Here is a 20,370-nt window from a genome sequence, read left to right as displayed (position 1 = left end):
CTTCTATCCAGTCAAAATCATTTTTTCCCTGAGAGAGAAGACCGAGATAGCTGTACACGACATCGCCGTGGGAAATGGCGGCCGACGATGTTAAGCCGGGCATAGATAAGGAATGGAGACGTTTATGTAAGGTCAAGGATTGAAGAAGTTCCCCTATCAAGAGAAGTCCACTGGCAGATATAATATAATTATCCGTTAATTGGATATCAAATCGACGTTTCATTTTTTCACCTTCCGGGTGCATTCATCCAATAAGATGAATAGGATCTTAACCCCTATTTTATCAAGGTTTTGAAGGGTATGTCGAAAGATATTATCACGGATTCAGGAATGCAATGTAATATATCTTCTAAATATAAGATTTGCCTTCGGGTCATTGGTAAATAACCTCTCTCAAAATCGATTCCTTAAGCTGTGGTTTAAGTGCTTTTACGGTGACGAGATCAACACTTCTATTTAATTCCTGTTCCAAATATTCTTTCAGAGAGACAAATTCCAGTCCAATCGGTTTTGAAAATTCAACCAATATATCAATATCGCTTTCCTCTGTCTGCTCTTCTCTTGCGAAGGATCCAAAATAACCGATCTTACTGACATGGTATTTTTCCTGCAGAGTAGGTTTTATACGTTTTAGACGCTGGTCTATATTTTCTTCCAAACCCATTCCATCACCACGCCTTTCATCACTCCTGCTCCCTGACATTATACATTATGCATCGAAAAAATCATACTATTCACGCATCCATTTCCATAAAAATAACGCCGGGCCGAGGAAGTCCCTCAAACCGGCGTCATTGGCGCAATTATGTATGGTGGAGCATATCGGGCTCGAACCGATGACCTCTTGGCTGCCAGCCAAGCGCTCTCCCGACTGAGCTAATGCCCCGCATCAAAACGACAATTTTTATTATAAGTACATTCTTTGAATGTGTCAATACAAAATCACAATAAAAGTATCAGATCGAAGGCGGCCCATCCTGCAGCACCGATAACACCGACGAGAAAAGATTCCGCGACTTTTTCTTTCCGCCACTGCTTTTCTTTGGCATAATCCAATACAAGCCAGCCGATGAAAATGGCCAGCCCGAAACTGATCGATTCCAGCAGTATCATGGCATGTCCTCCTCCAGCGTATCTTTTTCCTACGATACCAGACCGTGAATGAAACGGCAATCCTTTGGCTATATTGGTACCAATACGATTCTTTTTGCTGGGAGGAGTACGTTCATGCTGCATGCGGCTGTCCGTTTTTACGACCGGATTCCGGTTCTGGTCCGTCTGCTTGTTATTATTATGTTGATTCTGACTACATTTTCCTATCTGCTGCATGTATTGGAGCCGCAGGTGTTCCCGACATTCTTTGATGCGGTCTGGTGGGCGGTTGTCACCTCAACGACGGTCGGATACGGGGATTTTGTGCCGGAAACGGTGACAGGCCGGATTTTTGCGATGATTTTGATTCTGTTCGGTATTGGTTTTGTGCTGTTTTTCGTGACGAATCTCGCTTCCAGCACGGTAAACGAGCAGCACCGATGGCAGAAAGGGACACTTCCATCGAGCTTTTCGAACCATTATATTATCGTGAACTGGAATGAGCGGGCCCGTCAGTTTATCGATCAGATTCAGCGAGCGTATCCGGAGCGTCAGATTCTGTTGATCGATGACGGGCTGGTGGAGTCCCCGTTTCACAACAGCCCCCGCCTTCAGTTTTTAAAAGGAAGTCCTACGATGCAGTCCGTCCTGCGGCAGGCCAATGTCAGAAAGGCCCGGGCGCTTGTGATTACATCGGGGCTCGAGGGGACAGAGCAGCAGGCGGATGCGCAGACCATTTTGACCCTGCTGACGGCTAAGCATTACTGCGATAACATATATACCGCCGCTGAAATTCTGACGTCAGAACAGCTCCCCAACGCGCGTCATGCAGGAGCCGATGAACTTATCGCTTCCAATATGATTTCAAGTCTCCTGATGACCGAGAGTCTTGAGCAGCAGGGCATCGCCGAAACCATCACCCTGCTCCTGGACGTGGAAGCCGCTCCCTACCTCCGGTCCATGCCGTGTCCGGAAGATTGGATCGGCAGAACATTTGAAGAAGTCAGCCGGCTTGCGGCCTCGATGGATATTCTACCGATCGGAGTCAGCGGGGAAAAAAAGACGAACCTGCATCCGGACAAAGAAAGTGTGCTGCAGGAAGATCAGTCGCTGCTTGTGCTGGAGTCCTCACGATAGCAGCATATCTTCGAGTTCTTTGTTCAACCTCTCTCCCTGCTCCACCCATGGTTCAGACACCTCAGCGTCTTTGTTCTGGGGAGTCTGAAACTGATTTACGACGGCATTGTACGGTTCTTCAATATGATCCGGGCCGCGTTTGTACTCATGGGACAATACAAATGGACGGCCGACAGCGACTTTTACCCCTTTTTTGTCCAGTTCCCCGTCCACCGCCTCAAACGGTACACGAAAAAAGCGGTACTCGCCCTCCCCCGACATTTTATAATCAAAACAGCCGTGGTCATATTCCCATCCTCCGCCGATAGCATAGCCGAGCGGTTTCAATTTTTTCTCGAGGTCATGAAGCACAAAACGGTGCCCCTCCACTTTTGAGGATATTTCAATCATGACATTCCCTGCCTTCTTTTTTATTCTTACTCTTTCCCTCCTGCCGTTTTTCATACAAAAATCCCGGAGAACGTTTCTCCGGGATTGTACTTATGGATTCAATCGTTTCTCGAGTTCCTGCTGCTGCACTTCGAAGCCTGGTTTTCCGAGAAGGGCGAACATGTTCTTTTTGTATGCTTCCACGCCCGGCTGATCAAACGGATTAACACCGAGCAGGTATCCGCTCACGGCGCATGCCTTTTCGAAGAAATACACAAGATATCCGAAGTAGTATTCATTCATTTCCGGAATACGCAGGACAAGGTTCGGAACACCACCGTCTGTATGGGCGAGGAGTGTCCCCTGGAACGCTTTTTCGTTGACGAAGTCCATGGACTGCCCCGCGAGGTAATTCAAACCGTCGAGGTCATCCTCCGTTTCAGGAATGGTGACGTCTTCACCGGCATGTTCCACCTGCAGCACGGTTTCAAACAAGTGGCGGCGTCCTTCCTGCACGTACTGCCCCATCGAATGAAGATCCGTTGAAAAATTCACCGAAGCCGGGAAGAGGCCCTTGTGATCTTTTCCTTCGCTTTCGCCGAACAGCTGCTTCCACCACTCGGAAAGGAAACCAAGGCTCGGCTCATAGTTGACGAGCAGTTCAATGGCCTTTCCTTTTTGATAAAGTGCATGGCGCACAGCGGCGTATTGATACGCTTCGTTTTTCATCAGGTCCGGTTCGGCATAGGCGTTTCGCGCGGCATCAGCGCCCTGCATCATTTGCTCGATATCCAGTCCGGCCGCGGCAATCGGCAGAAGACCGACAGCAGTGAGAACAGAATACCGGCCGCCGACGTCGTCTGGAACAGTAAAGGTATCATACCCCTGTTCATCAGCGAGCGTCTTCAAGGCCCCTTTTTCTTTGTCTGTCGTGGCGTAAATGCGTTTTGCTGCTTCTTCTTTGCCGTATTTTTTCTCCAGAAAGTCGCGGAAAATACGGAACGCAATCGCCGGCTCGGTGGTTGTGCCGGATTTGGAGATAACGTTGATGGAGACATCTTTTCCGTCCAGCATATCCATCAAGTGACGGATGTAGGACTGGCTGATGTGGTGACCCGCGAAATAAATCTCCGGTCCGCCGCGCTCCTCGTTTCCACGCTGGTTGTTGAACGTGTGGGTAAGGCTTTCCATAGCAGCCTTAGCGCCGAGATACGAGCCGCCGATACCAAGCACGAGCAGCACGTCAGAATCGCTTTTGATTTTCGCCGCGGCCTGCTGAATGCGCGCGAATTCTTCTTTATCATAATCTTTGGGGAGATCGACCCATCCGAGAAAATCATTTCCTGCCCCGGTCTGTTCATGAATAGCCGTATGAGCCGTATGTACCTGGCCTGCGAGCTGCTCCAGTTCTTTTTCATCAAAAAACGGCAGCGCATTGCTGTAATCAAATTGAATGTCTTTTGGCATAATCGTCCCTCCATAATGTAAAATCTCTTCTTCCAATGTATAGAACGATGCTTATAAATTCAAGCTATTTGTATGAAGGGGACCACCTGAAGCACTGGAAGGATTTCTTTTACACGTATCGTGAATAAAGCCTGCTTTATTTTCTCATGATAAGTCGTAAGCGCGACACAGGTGAAGGGGGGTGAAGGAGTATGAGCGGCATACAGCGTACTGCTCTTGTTCTGACCATTATAGGTGCTGTAAACTGGGGTCTCATTGGATTTTTTGGATTCGATCTTATCGCGGCGATTTTTGGAAGCCAGGCGGAAGCGATGTCCCGGGTTATTTATGCCCTGGTGGGGATTGCCGGCCTTTACAGCATCTCGGTTCTGTTTAAACCGGATGAAGAACTGGAACGAAGCCCCGAACCTCAACGGTAATCGAACATGTCGCGTAAAAAGGAAGGGGCATTTCCCATTTGTCACGGAATGCCCCTTCTTTTCATTATTTACGGATGCGCTTATTTAAATCAGCCTGAATTTCGTTCGATTGCTTCAACCAATCTTTAAGCTTATCTTCGAGGGTGTTGAACCCTTGATTTTTCTGCTGGCTGCCTTTATTAGGTCCGCCTTTGGGACCTCCGCCACCGTTACTTGGCTTTTTCTCTTCTTTTTCCGGCGCTTCCTGTGTATCACGGATGGAAAGCGAGATCTTGCCGCTGTCCGCATCCACGGATTTGATTTTTACTTTGACTTCGTCTCCGACTGATAGTTCATCATTGATATCTTTCACATACCCATGAGCGACTTCAGAGATATGGACGAGTCCTTGTTTATTTTCATCGAGAGCGACAAAAGCCCCGAACGGTTTAATTCCTGTGACTTTGCCCTCAACGATACTGCCTACCTCGTATTGCTCTACCGACATTCAAACATCTCCTAAAAATTTATTAGCCAACAAATTATATCACACCCTTCCCCATTCAGCAATTTATTTGTAAAAAATCAAGTTTCGCCGGAGTTTAAAAAAGGCTTCGTTTTAAGTTGTTATCCTTTCGTATGGCATTAATGTAATGTTTGAATAATCTGATACAACCGCTATTATGGTAAAACGGTATGTTATTTATCATGTGTCTTATTGTCTTCTTCAAGAAGGTCTATAATATAAACCAGCAGCGTGATGACAACAGACAACTGGATGGAGAAAACAGTAACGGATGATCCCGAAAGAAAGTAAACAAGAAAACTGAGAAACAAAAAGAAAACAAAGACTCCTATATATCTCCGCATCATCGTCCGCTCCTTTCCCTGTCCCCGTTTTCTTCTTCACCCTGCAGATACTTTTCATATGCTTCTTTTGCTTTATCCTGCTTCGGCGCTGTTTTTTCCAGTCTTTTGCTGATATCATACAGCAGGTACAAAATCCTGAACAGGCACCCTGTAATAATGCCGAAAGCGAGAATACTACCGATAACATACCCCATCATGAGCAGGACAAAGCCCAGTACTGCTGACAGAAGTATAGACACGATTAAATACAACATTCATCACCTTTTTCTCCATTTCGAATGACATACTGTTTCCTTCTTATTTTAACATGCTTTTCCAGCGTCAATGAAAGGAAGTATCTACTTTTGGATATTTCGTAGAGAATGATGCCAACGCGCTTGAATCCGGTTCCGGATCTCTTCTGGAAATGTCCCGGTTTTCATTGACAATACTCCGGTTTTTTCGATATGGTTTTGAAATGCTTATATCGTTTGATGAAAGGAATGTACAGGCATGAACAGAGATCAGTGGCATTCAAAATTAGGATTTATTCTGGCTGCAGCCGGGTCGGCTATCGGACTCGGTGCGGTCTGGAAACTTCCATATGTGACCGGAACAAGCGGCGGTGGAGCGTTTTTCATCGTTTTTCTTTTGTTTACGATTCTTCTTGGAACGTCCCTGCTTCTGGCGGAGTTCGTCATCGGACGCCGGACACAGAAACCGCCGATTGAGGCATACAAAGAACTGGCACCCAGGAGTTCCTGGCATCTGGTTGGGATACTCGGTATTTTCTCCTCCTGTCTGCTTCTTTCGTTTTACGCTGTTGTAGGCGGCTGGATTCTCACCTATTTTATCCGCAGTTTAACGGGCGGCCTGACCAACCCTCCCGACGGAGATTACAGCACCTTATTTCAGTCGATTATCTCCAACCACTGGGAAGTCGGTGCGGCTCATCTGGTATTTATTCTTCTTACCATTCTTATTGTGCAAAAAGGGATACAAAAAGGGATTGAACGGGCAAGCACAATTATGATGCCGGCATTGTTTCTCATCTTTGCCGTTCTCGTCGTACGTTCTGTCACCCTGGAAGGAGCAATGGAAGGCATCCGCTTCTTTCTTCAGCCGGATCTTTCCAGTCTGGACGGCGGAACGATACTGTTTGCTCTCGGCCAGGCTTTCTTTTCGCTCAGCCTTGGTGTTTCCATCATGGTGACCTACAGCTCTTATCTGTCCAAAAAAGAAAGCCTGGTCCGGTCGGCGTTTTCGATTGTCGGTCTAAGTATTTTTATTGCGTTTCTTGCTGGTCTCGCGATTTTTCCAGGCGTATTCGCATTCGGTCTGGAACCGAGTCAGGGACCTGGTCTTATTTTCGCCGTCCTTCCGGCTGTGTTCAGTGAAATCGCGTTCGGTTCCGTGTTTTTCTCTTTGTTTTTACTTCTCCTGCTGTTTGCCACGTTAACGTCGGCATTTTCACTGCTTGAAATCGTCGTCTCCTCCGCCTCGTACCAACGTCCGGAGCGGCGCAGAAAAGCGGCATGGCTCGGCGGCATCGCGATTTTTCTACTCGGTATTCCGTCGAACCTCTCTTACGGCGTGTTATCCGACTGGCTGATCTTCGGCGATACCTTTTTCAATCAAGTCGATTTTCTCGTCAGCAACATTCTGCTGCCACTCGGCGCATTCTTGATCGCGGTCTTTGTATCGTGGGGCCTGAAGCCAAGTACGCTGCAGGACGAACTGCTCCGCGGCTCCAGCCTCTCCACCGGTTTCTTCCGGGTATGGCTGTTCTTTCTCCGCTACATCACACCGGCCGCCATCCTGGCCGCCTTTCTGGACGTCCTCGGCGTCTGGTGACAAAGCATGAATGGAAATAAAAAAGAGACCGGGACAAAAGATAACGATGCGCAGGAAAACACGAAAGTCTTGAGTCGCTGTTCAGGAATCACATAGCAGCGGAGCCAAAATGGTTCGACTCCTGCTCCGAACAGCACAATCCGCGGGTACCCCGCAGAATGTGCGGTCGGGGGCGACGTCCGCACATGACCTTCCACAGGGTAATGACGTTTAAGGGGACACTGAATACTAGAAATTGCCTCAGGCGGTGTCCCCAACGACGTTTACGGGAGTGCGGAACTCCCTAAAGTGCCTTAAGAATCATTCATGACGACGTTTAAGGGCGCACCAAATGCTATAAAGTGCCTCAGGCGACATGCCCAACGACGTTTACGAGGGTTCGGAACCCCCTAAAGTGCCTTCGAACCCATTCCAAACGAACGTCTGTGATCCCATCGCGGAGCAGCTCAGGTGCAGTTTCGATTCCGGCAAACGGAGGTCTGGAACGGCCGGGACCCGTCGGCTTCAACAAGCAGCTGATCCGGCAGCACCGCAGCCACAAGCCGTGTTCAGGCTTAGAAGACACGAGGAGCCCTGCGAATCGATGTCGCCCTTGTACTCCGGAGTGCATAGAAGACACGATAAGCGCCAGCGAATCGACACCGCCCTTGTGCTCTGGAGTAAAAGCGATGTATGTTGGCGCAGCGGTTTGTCTCAGCAATGAAAAATGCCGAACGATTTTTTAAAATCGTTCGGCATTTTTCTATCTTATACAGGTTTTGTCCCAGACTCCTTTCTCTATCTGTATCTTCTTTTGGTCAGGAAGAATGTCTCTTCAGAAAACGCCCCATGCGGTCGAGCGCGGTTTCAAGCGACTCCATGGAAGTCGCATAGGAGCAGCGGACATGCCCCTCGCCGCCTTCACCGAAGACGTTACCGGGAACAACGGCTACGTGCTCTTCTTTCAATAGTCCTTCCGCAAATTGATCGGAACTCATACCGGTATTCTCTATTGAAGGAAATGCGTAAAACGCCCCGCCCGGAACATGACAGGAGAGACCGATTTCGGCAAATGATTTTACAATGTAATTGCGCCGCTGCTTGTAGCTTGTTATCATGCGTTCTACATCATCCCTGCCGCTCCGCAGTGCTTCGAGCGCGCCAAACTGGGCGGGCGTGGAAGCGCACATGAGAATGTATTGATGAATTTTCAGCATCGCAGCTGTGATATCGGCCGGAGCACATACAAATCCGAGACGCCAGCCGGTCATCGCAAATGCTTTGGAAAACCCGGAAATAAGAATGGTACGGTCTTTCATCCCGGGAAGAGCGGCGAGACTGCAGTGCTCGTTATCATAACTCAGCTCGGCATAAATTTCATCCGAAAAAACAAGCAGGTCATGGCGTTCGATGACATCAACAAGCGGAGCCAGTTCTTCTTTTGTCATCACGGCTCCGGTAGGGTTGTTCGGGAAACTAATCATGACCGCTTTCGTATTCGGAGTAACGGCCGCTTCCAGCTCTTCTTTCGTTAATTTGAATTCATTTTCCTTTTTCGTTCCGATGGATACCGGTCTGCCGCCGGCAAGTGACACAACCGGCGCGTAGGATACAAAACCGGGCTCGACGATAATAACTTCCTCCCCCGGATTCACAGTGGAACGAACGGCAATATCAATCGCCTCGCTTGCTCCTGCCGTCACAATGATTTCGCGCTCCGGATCATACGGTGTCTCGAAACGCTCATCAAGATACTTTGAAATCTCCTGCCGCAGTTCGAGAATGCCGGGGTTCGAAGTGTAGGCGGTGTATCCCCTCTCCATGGAATCAATGCTTGCTTCCCGCACATTCCACGGCGTCACAAAATCAGGCTCCCCCACCCCGAGAGAAATCACATCCTCCATCGTCGACGCCATATCAAAAAAACGACGGATACCAGACGGCTGGATATGCTGTACCGCATCCGACAACCGGTTGGTTTTTCTTACGAAAGGGGTGCTCATGGCGACACCACAATCCTCTTATCATCGTCTTCTCCATCTTCGAATACGACGCCGTCATGCTTGTAGGTTTTCAAACGGAAATGGGTCGTCGTGGAAATAACCGAATCAAGCGTGGACAGTTTTTCTGAAACAAAGCCCGCGATTTCAGACATGGTTTTCCCGTCAATGACAACCGATAGATCATATGCCCCGGAGACGAGATAAAGTGCTTTAACTTCCGGAAAACGGTAAATGCGTTCGGCCACTTCATCAAAGCCGACGCCGCGCTGAGGCGTCACTTTCACATCAATCATAGCCGTCACGCCTTCCTGTTCTTCCACTTTGCTCCAGTCAACAACGGCCGCATAGCTTACGATTACATTTTCTTTTTCCAATTTATTCAATACCGCCTGTACTTCTTCTTCTGTGCAGTCCACCATCTTGGCGATCGAAGGGACACCGAGGCGGCCGTTATCTTCCACAAGTTTCAGTATTTCCAGTTCATGCTTTTCCATCTCTGCCTCTCCTTTCAAGCGTACGATACTGCTTTAACTTATCTCATTACCGTCTATCTTATCATATGAACAGGCAGGGTGACATTGTATTTTAGATTTAACATGAAGGGATTCGGGAAGGATGACATAGAGAGTATTGGAGGGATAAACATGGCAGAAGCAACGCCTCATATCGCAGAGAAATCATCTACTGCTTTAATCGTACTGGATATGATTAATGACATGGAATTTGACGACAGAGATTATCTGTTCCCGCATGCACTCGCTGCAGCGGAAAATATTGCAGCTCTAAAAAAGAGAGTCAAAGCTTACGGGATCCCCGTTCTATACGTGAATGATAATTACGGCCGCTGGCAGAGTGATTTTCAGGAACTGGTTGCCCACTGCAAACGCGGTGATGTAAAAGGAAAACCTGTCACGGAACTGGTTGAGCCCGATGATGACGATTATTTTGTACTAAAACCGCAGTTCTCCGGCTTTTTTGCTACACCGCTTGATATTCTGCTTGATTACCTGGAAGTGAAAACATTGATTATCACGGGGGTGGCCGGTAACATGTGTGTCCATTTCACGGCCAACGATGCCTACATGAGGCATTATCAACTGTTTGTCCCCGGGGACTGTACCGCCTCCAACAGCTCCGAGGATAATGAGCTGGCTCTGCACTTGATGAGTCATGTGCTGAAAGCCGATATTACCAACAGCCGTGATTACAATATGGAGAATCTCATAAACCGCGCCCGGGAGTATGACCGCGAAAATCCATAGTAACAACGTTCTAAAAAAACTTCCGACTATCATTTAGATAATCGGAAGTTTTTTTGTACCTGCTGTTTCCGCGGTTTGGTGCCTTATTTAAAATACTTTTTTCAGTTCTTCTTTGTCTTGACCGAGCCAGTATCTCATCCATTCTTTCGCGTTATCGAGGTGATGAAGTTTCGCCTGGCCGCACTGCTCTTCGGTGGCGGCGGGAACCTCTTCATACGACAGCGAATCTTCCATTGTTTTCTCCAGAATATCAATTAACTCCGCAATGCCGGGTTCTCCGTTCATAATGAGATAAAAGCCGGTCTGGCATCCCATCGGTGACAAATCAATCACTTCAAAATGGGAGTATTCTTCAGCGTACTTGCGGATATTAATCGCAAGAAGGTGTTCCAGCGTATGAATGACCGGCGGCGTCATGTTTTCTTTGTTAGGCTGGGCGAACCGGATATCGAATTTGTTGACAATGCCGTCTGTACCGACCCGTTGAAATCCGGCGTGTCTAACGTATGGTGCTTTTACTTTGGTATGGTCCAGTTCAAAACTTTCTACACGTGCCATCTAAAAACACTCCTTTTTGTTATCTTTATTCCATCATACAACGACAGCGCTTCATTTAGCAATTCAGGCCGGTCGTCAAATGATTCTTTCTGCTTCTTTTACATTATCCGTAAAAACACCGTCCGCCCCGCATTTTTTTATTTTTTTCAGACGCCCCGGCTGATTTACCGTCCAGACATAAACTTTATATCCTTCCTCATGCATGCGCTCTATAAAACGCGGCCCGGCCAGACGGAAATGCGGACAAACGATATCAGCTCCCGCCTCTTTTAGTCTTTTTTCGGGAAAATAGTCTCTCCACCATTGAAACGGCCTTCTGCGTTCCTGATTCAGATCAAATCTTCCAATGAGCAGCGCCGTTTGGCAGGAAGGTTCAATCTCCTTCATATATTGAATAATTTTTTCATCAAACGACGAGAACAAAAGATTGGTGTGATCAGGAATTTCTCCGAGCACTTGTTTTTCCAGACCTTTTTCTTTTAGTTCCAAATTAAATTTATATCCTTCGTGAAACAGGGGCAGCAGATCCTGCAATAACGACGGCGTCCAACCCTCTCTTTTTTGTGTCATTGTACTCCATTGGCTGTAGGACATATGTTGAATGGCCTTCCCCCGCCAGGAGTGATAATGAGCACAGACCAGCTTTCCATCCTTTGTACGCCGTATATCGGTTTCCATCACATCGGCTCCAAGCGCTGCAGCGCGCTGAAACGATGCAACCGTATTTTCTTTTACTCCGGGAGCCGGACTACCCCGGTGAGCAATAATTGTCATGCTGTCATTACGGATCATAACCGATTTCCTCCGAATCATAAAGGTTGATTGTATACTATACAAACGCCGCGGCATTTAGTCAAGCGACGAATCGTCAACTTAAATATTAATGACGTTGACAAAGAAACATTATTCCTTTAGGCTTGTTACACAGAAGAACAGATGTAAGGAGGAAGAAGCATGAATTTTAAACCTTTGGACATTGTTTCAGCGGCTCTTTTTGCCGCGTTGATGGGAATTGGGGCCAATATCGCTGCATTCCTCGTTATTGGCGGGGTCCCCATCACTTTGCAGCCCATCATTGCGATTGCAGCCGGAGCTTTGCTCGGCAGCCGCCTCGGTGCTTTTTCAATGGTAGTGTACATGCTGATCGGTCTGGTGGGAGTGCCGGTATTTTCGGAATTTTCCGGAGGTATACGCGCGCTCCTCAGTCCTACTTTCGGATTTATACTATCTTTTATCGTCATGGCTTTTGTAACAGGAAAAATAGTAGAAATGAAATCAAAACCTGGTCTACCGACGTTTTTTACGGGTGCTTTTCTCAGTCTCATCATTAATTACGCGGTGGGGACAACGTACATGTATTATGCGTACCTGTGGATCGCAGATGCACCGGATGGGTTCAGTTATGGATTATTATGGACATGGATGGCGCTTCCGCTTGTGAAAGATGTCATTCTTACCGCTTTGACCGCCGCGGCGGTACCAAAACTGCACCACCGGCTGAAACACTCTGCTGCCTCTCATCCGTCCAAACAATCAGCGTGAATAAAAAATCAAGCTGGTAGTGGGTCGCCTCTTTAGTGTACACAAGCCAAATAACCATCAAAAAAGCCCGGTCAGGCAGCGCTGCACCTGATCGGGCTTTTTGGTTAGGATCCAGTAATTTCTTCGATTTCAGATTCCAGCTTATCGAGAATGGCTCCTGCTTCTTCGCCCCCGTTTTCCCGGTAGAAATCACGCATCGGAAGGGCCAGTTCACGGAACGCATCCCGTTGTTCGGACGTTAACTCCGTTACTTCGGTCGGCGTATCTTCGTTATTTTCAATGTCGGAAAGGAGTTCACTGTTCAGGTTATCCTGCAGCTCAAATCCGACGTCCCGCATTTCTTCCACCGTTTCATCGATCATGCCCTGAATCTCTTCCGGCAGACCGTTGTAGAAACCTGGATTTACCGTCATCATCGCAACATACGAGTTATGATTGGAAATCGTCATATGATCCTGCACTTCATGATACGAGGAATCGGCGATGAAGAAAATCGGATTTTCCTGTCCGTCTACCGCCCCATTCTGAAGACTGGTATACAGGTCACCGGCACTCATGACGGTTGAATCCGCCCCGTACTGCTCATAAGACTGCCGGATCAGCGGAGAATCCTGGGTTCTCATCGTAAACCCTTCAAAATCGGATGGTTCCGCTAATTGCCTGCTCCCTGTCCACTGCATAAACCCTTCCGTGAAAAAGGACATCGGCATAATATTCTGCTCTTCATACAAACCAGCAAGATCCTCATTCAGCGCTTCGCTTGATTCCAGCAGTTCATGGACATCTTCCTGGTTGTCCGGAAGCAGGAACTGCAGCGCAAAAACCTGGCCTTCCTCCACCATCGTCCCGGTGAATCCAGGTGAAATGATGGCCATTTCCACTGCACCGCTCTGCAATTGGGCTACCTGGTCCACTTCGGTTCCCAATCCGCCGAATTCAAGTACTTCTATTGAAATCTGCCCATCGAATTTTTCAGCAAGACGATCGGCAAACTCCTGCGCATACTCATACTGCATCTGACCTTGACTTTCTTCTGTGATGAAGCGCCATTCATAGCTTTCCTCTCCTCCGGCAGCCTCTTCTCCTCCACCGGCATCGGAACTTCCCCCTGACTCTCCACCATTTTCATCTGTTGTCTCTTCTGTTCCTCCGCCTCCGCAGGCAGCAAGGATAAGTGACGAAGACAGCATCGTACCAAGCAGCCATTTCAATCTCCCTTTTTTCATATGTGTTTCCCCCTTCAGAATAATTAGTCTATATTTCAATCTTCTGCTTACTCCGGAAGCAGGAAGAGAGAAATCTCAGGAAATACTATTAAAAGCACACAGACAATAAGCATCATCACAATAAACGGCGGTGTGCCGCGTATTGTATCCAGATAAGAACGGTTGAAGACGGCGCTTGCCGTAAATATGTCCACCCCAAACGGCGGTGTTGCCGATCCAAGAGCCGCCTGAAATGTAACAATCACCCCGAGATGCACCGGATCCACTCCCGCGGCATTTGCTGCCGGCAGGAATATAGGCGTCAGAACCAGAATAACGACGATTGGATCGACGAACATACATCCAACAAAGAAAAAAATCGATACAATGATCAACACTTCCACAGGTCCCGGACTTCCGGAGAGGAAGGTATCTGCAATCATGCCGGGAATGCCTGTGATGCTCATGGTAAACGCAAAAGCCTGCCCGCCTGCCACGAGAATAAAAACAGCGGAGGTGACGAGTCCGGTCGAAAGAGCGATGCCCGGCACCTTTTTAATACTGAAAGAACGAAAAACCACCAGTTCCAGCAGCAATGCATATAGTACCGATATCCCGGCTGCTTCAGTCGGGGAGAAAAATCCCTGGTAAATCCCGCCGATGATAATTACCGGAAACATCAGCGGAAACACGGCTTTCCACGTGAACTGGAAACGTTCTTTCCAGGTAGCTTTCACTGCCAGTGGAATCTTAAATATCCTGGCATGAAGCCATGCATACAATGCAAAAAATGCGAAAATCAAAAGTCCCGGCAGAATACCGGCAATAAACAGATCACCGACCGATGTCTGCGATATAAGCCCGTAGATAATCATCCCGATGCTCGGCGGCACGAGCAGTGCAACATCACTTGCGTTAATAATCAGTGCAATGGCAGTGGAATCTTTGTAACCAACTTTCAACAGGCGTTCGCGCATCGGTGTACCAATTGCAACAACTGTTCCCTGCGTAGAGCCGGAAATCGAACCAAACAACGTGCAGGCTGCTGCCGTTGTAATGGCATAACCGCCCCGCAGATGTCCAACGAACGCGCCGACAAAATCAAGCAGACGGTTGGAAGTCTTTCCCATGGACATAATGTCTGCTGCAAAGATAAACAAAGGAACTGCCAAAAGTATCGGTTCTGATATACCGCTCATCATCTGCTGTATCATCAGAAAGGGCTGCACCTGCGGCAGGAAAAACAATACAATCACAAGCGGCGCCAGTATAAGTGGAATCATCATCGGAAAACCAAGTATTAAAAATACAAACATAATGACCAGTAGCGTCGTAACCATCTGCCATTCCCCGCTATTCTCTGTAGTTTACGTCGTACTCTGCGGCTGTTCTGCTTCATCACCGGACTGATAATCCTTGCGCTCCTCCGCTAGATAAACATCCCTGTTTCTAACATTCACCCAAAAATTACGCAGGAACTGAATACCGCCGAGGAGAAAGCCGATTGGAGCCCAGATGTTCATCCAGTAATATGGAAGGCGCAGAGCAGAGGTAACACGCCCTGACGTGGACTGAACATATTCATAGGAGAAATAATCCATGATAAACAGAACGACGGCTGTGACGAAGGGAATCAAAACGGCCAGTGTTTTACGGAAAAGAAAGGGGACATTATCAAAAAGAGCTGACATGGTAATATGCCTTCCTTTTCTTGCTGCATAGCTTATTCCCATAAATGTCGCCGTATAGAGAGCAAGTTCACTGATCTCCGAGGCGAAGGACCAGCTCTGACCAAAAAAATTACGGCTGACCGCATTACCGGCAGTCATCACGGTAATCGTTAAGATAGAAAGGCTTAAAATGCTTTCTTCTATGCGGGTTAAAGCTTTATCCATCATTTTCAGTATATCCCTCATCATCAGCACACCTTCACTTATTGCAAATAATGAAAAAAATCAGTATTTTTATTATCTTACCCTTGTTATCTCATATATTCAAACACCTCCACTACGCATACAACGTCGTATAGGCCTGTAAAAAGGGATAAGCATGGAAAAGGAAACCATATCTGTAATATGACTGAAGCATTCTCGTCTTATCTCCGGAATTGGACAAGAAAACAATGGAACGGTAAAAGGTGTTCCTATGATACAATATTATATGCAGGATTTTATGCTGACTTGTCTCTTATATGAATGAATCATTATTTTTTAAATGAACAGGTGTTTAGAAGAGGGATCCGTCCATGAACCTTACAAAACATGGCCCCCTATCAATCACCAGTATTGAATATCATCATGCCAACTAGTGAAAGGACGTACACAGACTATGGAAATACTGCAGAATTTCCCCCTTTGGGCCGCGCTCTGCTCTATCCTTTTCGCGCAGGTCGTAAAAATTCCTCTATCGTTTATTGCCTCCAGAAAATGGGACATCACCCTCATAACGAGTACAGGCGGGATGCCGAGCTCCCATTCAGCTGCCGTGACCGCGGTCTCTATGGCTATAGGCTTTGAACACGGGTTTGATTCGGCTTTATTCGCCATATGCATGGTTTTCGGGGTGATTGTACTGTTTGATGCCACCGGGGTGCGGCGGCACGCCGGGTATCATGCGACCGTATTGAATCAGCTCGTAGTGGATTTTAATAAATTTGTCTCCGAAGCAAAGTCGTGGCAGAAAAAACAGGAAACCGAAAAGCGCGAGGAATTGAAAGAACTTCTCGGACATCAGCCGATTGAAGTCTTTTTCGGCTGTCTCGTCGGACTGGCGTTTGCATGGGCAGGACATTATTACATGCCTATCTGGTAACAAACATTAAAAAAACAGCTCGTCGGTTAAAACGGCTGTTCGTTCTGCTGCACTTATATGGAGGAAGGGGCCGGTTTAAATACCGGTAAACTCCCTTCTTTATTCATTGCTTCCATTTCCGGTTCTGTTAAAGAACCGTCTCCTTCTTTCAGCACAAAAACCTGAAGATCCCGTTTTCCCCATTGTTCATACACATCTTTCACCGATTCATAATATAAGTCAATTTTTTTTCCTTTAATAGCCGATCCCGTATCAGCAACCATCCCGTATCCATAACCCGGAATGTAGAGGAGAGTTCCTATCGGAAACACAGAAGGATCCGCAGCAACAGTGGATACCCGGTCTCTACGGGTTTTCACGCCCGAATACGTTATACCGTACCCCGGGTGTGACTCTGTTTTCCCGGTGGATTCGTATCCGGCGGTATATCCGGTGGCTGTCACCATTTTTGTCAAACCGCTTTCAACGTTAAAAAGGGACTCTGCTTCCGGGACTTGTCTGCCTGCATGTTTGACATCACCTTTTTGCGGAAGCTCTGTACTGCTTTTTTCCTCATTGTTCGTCTGCTGAAAATAATCGTAAAAATAGCGTGGCAGTTCTTCGGCCTTCACATTTGTAATATAGGAAATGGTAGTGACAAGTGCAGCAGTAAACAGCGCACTCATAAGTAATCTTCTAAAAATGCTGCGTTGCATGAGACCACTCCTCTCATCAACACAGCATTTCCAGAAATTCATACGTTTATGCATAGAGACGTTGTGAAACCTAAAACATCTGATAGCCCCGGTTCCGCAGCATTTTAATGACAACGCCGGCTAAAATGGCACCAATCAGACCAAAAATCAGAATCAGGACATCCACCGGCTCCAGATTAGCAACGTGTCCACCTAACGCTCCAAAAGAAGATCCGGGTGAAAATATATAGTCAAAGATCCCGGTCTCATCAATAATCAAAATAACAATAATCGGATAGGTTACAGCCATCACCCAGGTGGAACGCAGTATCATATTCAATAAAAAACCAATCCCGAAAAACAGAAGTAAAAAAAGCATCATGGATATAATGAGCTGAGGCAGACTAGCAATTCCGGTCACTTTCCTTCTCACCTCCAGCAGAACGACATTCAGCTTGTTTATTATACACCATCATTTTGACAATTTTGTGACTGGTGCCGTGGGACGCCCGGCACAAGTTCCCGAATCGGTCCACCTCCCAAAGAAAAACCCTGCGGAGCAGGTTCCAGCCGCGCAGGGATGAACACGTAATTTACAACGGACTTTTTCCTCGTTTCAGCATCAGACCGGCCCCGCCAAGAATCCAGAGATACCGGTTATCTATCATTTTTTTCATGAAGTTCGCCGAGGTACCGTATAATTTTTTATTCCCAACAACACCGATCGCTTCTTTTCCGCCAAGCGATGCTACCGTTCCCTTAATATCCGGCTTGAATTCCTTCAGTTCACTGCCTTTTAGGAGAGCGAGAAGGTTGTCCGCCACCGTTTCCGCCTGCTGCATAGCAATCTGGGCAGTCGGGGGATAAGGACGTTCGGTTTCTTCGTTAATGATGAGAGAACAGTCACCAATTATGAAGATGTTGTCTTCACCAGGAGCACGGAGATCCCGTTCCACCTTCACCCGCCCGCGCATGTTTTCAAAACCGGCTTGTTCGATGACCGGATGGCCGCGGACGCCGGTGGCCCATACTACTGTCTGGGATTTGATTTCTTCGCCGTCTTTCAGCACAACCCCTTCAGCATTTACCTCGCTGATAGGCTGGTTGATTTTGAATTCCACCCCGCGGTGTTCAAGCAGATTCATCGCATACTCCACCAATTCGGGATCGAATCCGGGGAGCGCTGTCGGAGCTGCTTCAATGACATACATTTTTACTTTGCTTTTAGGGACGTCATAGCTTTGACAGAGTTCCGGAATCCGTTTGCTCAGTTCACCAATGAACTCCATTCCCGTAAACCCTGCTCCTGCTACCACGAATGTCAGATAATCATCGCGTGGTTCCGGCTCATTGTTGTATTTGGCGAACAGATATTCAATATGCTCTTTTATTTCCCGCACACCGTTTACTGTCCATTTGCTGAACGCATGTTCAAACACACCGCCGACGCCGAACGTTTCCGGAACGGCGCCAAGAGCAGTGACCAGGTAATCATATTCCATTTCACCTGATTCTTTCAATACGACCTTATTTTCTTCTTTTTTGATTTCGTTCACTTCATCCTGCACGAATTTGATTTTGTTCGTGTTAATGACAGAACTGATCGGCATGCGTGTCCGGTCCGGATCCATCGTTCCAGCTGCCGGTTCATGCAGCCACGTTGTCTGGTAATGATAGTTATGTTTGCTGATCAGGGTGACATTCGCATCGTTGGATCCAAACTGCTTTGCAATCTTTGACGCTGTCACCATGCCGCCGTAACCGGCTCCTAAAATAAGTATGGTTGGCTTGACCGACGTCGCCATGTTCATCACATCCAATATTAAATGATTTCGTTATCCAGGGTATCCCTATTCTAATATATCTTTACATTCTGTATGTGATTTATTTCACGTATACAGATTTAGAAAAAGCGTCTATTCATAAGACGAAAACATATGAATGACGGAAATACCTTCTCGTTATGTTCAAAAAAACATGCAAATATACAGTTTACACTTAACATGATATGTCTTTTTTTTATGTATTTCAACCTTTTCCTTTAAAATTCCTCACATAACGTGTCAACAGATATCAGCTGGATACCAAAAGAAAATACGACTTCCGGCTTTTCAGTATGAAAGAAGGCGTGAACGCCCTGAACAGCGGACGTTTGATTAAAACGGGAATGTTCTGCTGAAACAGAAGACAGCCGCAGACAGCTCTTTGTTCAAAAAAAAGAATCGCTGAAGCAACGATTCTTAAGTACAACCTTCGCATTCGAAATAATTGTCTTTTTCGTCAATGACGCGGTCAAATGTTATAGACTGAACATCTTCCGGCTCCGTAAATTCAATATCGGCAATGGCTTCCCGGATGCCGGCATCGGCTTCTTCCTGGGTGGAAGCGGCGACACCAAACCTGCTTTTCTCGTCTGTGGATATGATATGGTAGGAATAAATGTACTGATTCATTTTTGTCACCTTTCCTGTTTCTTTATTATCTGCTGTCTTCCGGCTTGTTAACGACAAAGCCCCCTTCTAACAGAATGTGTCATCCGCTAAAAGGAGGCAGAACAGCCACCGTGATAAACCTGTCTGAATGATCAGCAGTCCTCCGGTGTACCGGTTCTGGTTGCCGCTTTAAATGAGCTTCCGCAACCGCAGTTGGCGATGGCGTTCGGGTTGTCGATGGTGAATTCTTAACGACACCGATATATTTAAAAACACTGACAAATCAAGGTTTATGAAACATTGAAGGAATTGTTAATTGAAACTATACTTAATAATTCCTTTCCCTAATAGCGGTGAATTGTACTAATTATATTTTACCCAACTTCTAGCAACTTTTCAACAAAAACTGTTAATGCTGTTTTCAAATGACCGATTGCTGACGGCGTTGCCTGTCCATCCATAGACGGGTATACTGTCCATAAGAAGCCATAGAAAGGAAAAAAGAGACTCCGGCCCCACTCGTCCCCACGAGTACCGAAGTCTCTTATCACAGTATATGCTTATTATATCACAGTATCGTCTACTGCCGACAGAGCATTCCACTCTTTTTAGTGAAAAGTATGGAAGTGTTACCTTGTCCTGTATGCCGTGGAACCCTTCGGGTTATCGGCAGCCGTAACCGCATATGGAAGCAGGCGGATGGAAGTTCTCCACGCCTTCGTCTCCGACGCCTTCGCT

General features: G+C 47.1%; 24 protein-coding genes, 1 tRNA gene and 2 pseudogenes. 6 read left to right on the top strand and 21 right to left on the bottom strand.

Translation table 11 applies throughout. From position 1 onward, the window contains the following. From BM058_RS16680 to BM058_RS18450, 4 genes and pseudogenes are all read right to left on the bottom strand, one after another. Positions 1-223, bottom strand: a pseudogene (locus BM058_RS16680) (IS1380 family transposase); the annotation flags it as partial. 150 nt (positions 224-373) lie between these two features. After that, a complete protein-coding gene (locus BM058_RS16675; RefSeq protein WP_090928561.1) occupies positions 374-664 on the bottom strand; it encodes a nucleotidyltransferase family protein in 291 nt (96 codons plus the stop codon). Between the two features lie 146 nt (positions 665-810). Next, positions 811-886, bottom strand: a tRNA-Ala gene (locus BM058_RS16670). A gap of 56 nt (positions 887-942) precedes the next feature. Next, positions 943-1,113 (bottom strand): hypothetical protein, encoded by a 171-nt coding sequence (locus BM058_RS18450; RefSeq protein WP_177195612.1) that lies wholly within the window; start codon positions 1,111-1,113, stop codon positions 943-945. Positions 1,114-1,227: 114 nt separating this feature from the next. Here BM058_RS18450 and BM058_RS16665 point away from each other — a divergent pair, with 114 nt between their 5' ends. Continuing rightward, positions 1,228-2,229: a potassium channel family protein gene (locus BM058_RS16665; protein ID WP_177195615.1), complete on the top strand. Its 1,002-nt coding sequence runs from the start codon at positions 1,228-1,230 to the stop codon at positions 2,227-2,229. Here BM058_RS16665 and BM058_RS16660 read toward each other — a convergent pair. Continuing rightward, on the bottom strand, positions 2,221-2,619 hold the full coding sequence (locus BM058_RS16660) for a YugN family protein (RefSeq protein ID WP_090928557.1): 399 nt from the start codon (positions 2,617-2,619) through the stop codon (positions 2,221-2,223). The genes BM058_RS16665 and BM058_RS16660 overlap by 9 nt on opposite strands. A 90-nt stretch (positions 2,620-2,709) precedes the next feature. Continuing rightward, a complete protein-coding gene (locus tag BM058_RS16655; protein ID WP_090928555.1) occupies positions 2,710-4,065 on the bottom strand; it encodes a glucose-6-phosphate isomerase in 1,356 nt (451 codons plus the stop codon). A 191-nt stretch (positions 4,066-4,256) separates the two neighbouring features. Between BM058_RS16655 and BM058_RS16650 the strand changes: the two genes are divergently transcribed. Continuing rightward, positions 4,257-4,484 (top strand): DUF378 domain-containing protein, encoded by a 228-nt coding sequence (locus tag BM058_RS16650; protein WP_090928553.1) that lies wholly within the window; start codon positions 4,257-4,259, stop codon positions 4,482-4,484. A gap of 64 nt (positions 4,485-4,548) precedes the next feature. Here BM058_RS16650 and yugI read toward each other — a convergent pair whose 3' ends face one another. The 3 genes from yugI to BM058_RS16640 all read right to left on the bottom strand — a co-directional run bounded on the left by yugI (position 4,549) and on the right by BM058_RS16640 (position 5,587). Continuing rightward, positions 4,549-4,971, bottom strand: a complete 423-nt coding sequence (yugI, locus tag BM058_RS16645; RefSeq protein ID WP_090928551.1) for a S1 domain-containing post-transcriptional regulator GSP13 — start codon at positions 4,969-4,971, stop codon at positions 4,549-4,551. A 191-nt stretch (positions 4,972-5,162) separates the two neighbouring features. Beyond that, a complete protein-coding gene (locus tag BM058_RS18445; RefSeq protein WP_177195614.1) occupies positions 5,163-5,336 on the bottom strand; it encodes a hypothetical protein in 174 nt (57 codons plus the stop codon). After that, entirely contained in the window at positions 5,333-5,587 is a 255-nt protein-coding gene (locus tag BM058_RS16640; RefSeq protein WP_245737068.1) for a hypothetical protein, read from the bottom strand. Before BM058_RS16640 ends, BM058_RS18445 begins: the two co-directional genes overlap by 4 nt. Positions 5,588-5,825: 238 nt before the next feature. Between BM058_RS16640 and BM058_RS16635 the strand changes: the two genes are divergently transcribed. Next, complete coding sequence (locus BM058_RS16635; protein WP_090928549.1) at positions 5,826-7,166, top strand: sodium-dependent transporter; 1,341 nt, start codon at positions 5,826-5,828, stop codon at positions 7,164-7,166. A gap of 797 nt (positions 7,167-7,963) precedes the next feature. On the opposite strand, the gene BM058_RS16630 is transcribed toward BM058_RS16635, so the two are convergent. Together BM058_RS16630 and BM058_RS16625 are read right to left on the bottom strand one after the other, a co-directional pair. Beyond that, positions 7,964-9,148, bottom strand: coding sequence for an aminotransferase (locus BM058_RS16630; protein ID WP_090928547.1), 1,185 nt, complete (start codon positions 9,146-9,148; stop codon positions 7,964-7,966). Next, the gene (locus BM058_RS16625; protein WP_090928545.1) at positions 9,145-9,642 is read right to left on the bottom strand and encodes an Lrp/AsnC family transcriptional regulator; all 498 of its coding nucleotides are present in this window, start codon (positions 9,640-9,642) and stop codon (positions 9,145-9,147) included. The genes BM058_RS16630 and BM058_RS16625 overlap by 4 nt, the downstream gene beginning before the upstream one ends. Positions 9,643-9,792: 150 nt before the next feature. Between BM058_RS16625 and BM058_RS16620 the strand changes: the two genes are divergently transcribed. Continuing rightward, a complete protein-coding gene (locus BM058_RS16620; RefSeq protein ID WP_090928543.1) occupies positions 9,793-10,410 on the top strand; it encodes an isochorismatase family cysteine hydrolase in 618 nt (205 codons plus the stop codon). An 87-nt stretch (positions 10,411-10,497) separates the two neighbouring features. On the opposite strand, the gene BM058_RS16615 is transcribed toward BM058_RS16620, so the two are convergent. Beyond that, positions 10,498-10,968, bottom strand: coding sequence for an S-ribosylhomocysteine lyase (locus tag BM058_RS16615; protein ID WP_090928541.1), 471 nt, complete (start codon positions 10,966-10,968; stop codon positions 10,498-10,500). A 75-nt stretch (positions 10,969-11,043) separates the two neighbouring features. Then, positions 11,044-11,760, bottom strand: coding sequence for a glycerophosphodiester phosphodiesterase (locus BM058_RS16610; protein ID WP_177195613.1), 717 nt, complete (start codon positions 11,758-11,760; stop codon positions 11,044-11,046). Positions 11,761-11,922: 162 nt separating this feature from the next. Between BM058_RS16610 and BM058_RS16605 the strand changes: the two genes are divergently transcribed. Then, on the top strand, positions 11,923-12,510 hold the full coding sequence (locus BM058_RS16605; protein ID WP_090928537.1) for a biotin transporter BioY: 588 nt from the start codon (positions 11,923-11,925) through the stop codon (positions 12,508-12,510). A 104-nt stretch (positions 12,511-12,614) separates the two neighbouring features. On the opposite strand, the gene dctP is transcribed toward BM058_RS16605, so the two are convergent. The 3 genes from dctP to BM058_RS16590 are packed head-to-tail and all read right to left on the bottom strand — an operon-like array spanning position 12,615 to position 15,634. Then, complete coding sequence (gene dctP / locus BM058_RS16600) at positions 12,615-13,736, bottom strand: TRAP transporter substrate-binding protein DctP (protein ID WP_090928535.1); 1,122 nt, start codon at positions 13,734-13,736, stop codon at positions 12,615-12,617. A 47-nt stretch (positions 13,737-13,783) separates the two neighbouring features. Next, the gene (locus tag BM058_RS16595) at positions 13,784-15,055 is read right to left on the bottom strand and encodes a TRAP transporter large permease (protein WP_090928533.1); all 1,272 of its coding nucleotides are present in this window, start codon (positions 15,053-15,055) and stop codon (positions 13,784-13,786) included. A gap of 27 nt (positions 15,056-15,082) precedes the next feature. Then, positions 15,083-15,634, bottom strand: coding sequence for a TRAP transporter small permease (locus BM058_RS16590; RefSeq protein ID WP_090928531.1), 552 nt, complete (start codon positions 15,632-15,634; stop codon positions 15,083-15,085). Between the two features lie 409 nt (positions 15,635-16,043). Between BM058_RS16590 and BM058_RS16585 the strand changes: the two genes are divergently transcribed. Beyond that, positions 16,044-16,526, top strand: a complete 483-nt coding sequence (locus BM058_RS16585) for a divergent PAP2 family protein (RefSeq protein WP_090928529.1) — start codon at positions 16,044-16,046, stop codon at positions 16,524-16,526. A 53-nt stretch (positions 16,527-16,579) separates the two neighbouring features. Here BM058_RS16585 and BM058_RS16580 read toward each other — a convergent pair whose 3' ends face one another. From BM058_RS16580 to BM058_RS18690, 5 genes and pseudogenes are all read right to left on the bottom strand, one after another. Beyond that, the gene (locus BM058_RS16580; protein WP_245737066.1) at positions 16,580-17,191 is read right to left on the bottom strand and encodes a 3D domain-containing protein; all 612 of its coding nucleotides are present in this window, start codon (positions 17,189-17,191) and stop codon (positions 16,580-16,582) included. Between the two features lie 100 nt (positions 17,192-17,291). Further along, positions 17,292-17,621 (bottom strand): YuiB family protein, encoded by a 330-nt coding sequence (locus BM058_RS16575; protein ID WP_281244716.1) that lies wholly within the window; start codon positions 17,619-17,621, stop codon positions 17,292-17,294. Positions 17,622-17,793: 172 nt separating this feature from the next. After that, complete coding sequence (locus BM058_RS16570; RefSeq protein WP_090928525.1) at positions 17,794-19,005, bottom strand: NAD(P)/FAD-dependent oxidoreductase; 1,212 nt, start codon at positions 19,003-19,005, stop codon at positions 17,794-17,796. Between the two features lie 435 nt (positions 19,006-19,440). Continuing rightward, positions 19,441-19,710, bottom strand: a complete 270-nt coding sequence (locus BM058_RS16565) for a hypothetical protein (RefSeq protein ID WP_090928523.1) — start codon at positions 19,708-19,710, stop codon at positions 19,441-19,443. Between the two features lie 74 nt (positions 19,711-19,784). Next, positions 19,785-19,877: pseudogene (locus BM058_RS18690) on the bottom strand (iron-sulfur cluster assembly accessory protein); the annotation flags it as partial. Positions 19,878-20,370: the final 493 nt, after the last annotated feature.

The sequence above is a fragment of the Salibacterium qingdaonense genome, from assembly GCF_900114715.1.
In the GTDB taxonomy this organism is placed as follows: Bacteria; Bacillota; Bacilli; order Bacillales; family Marinococcaceae; genus Salibacterium; species Salibacterium qingdaonense.
The sequence above is the reverse complement of the archived record's forward strand: the minus strand, read 5'-3'. Positions and strand labels throughout refer to the sequence as shown.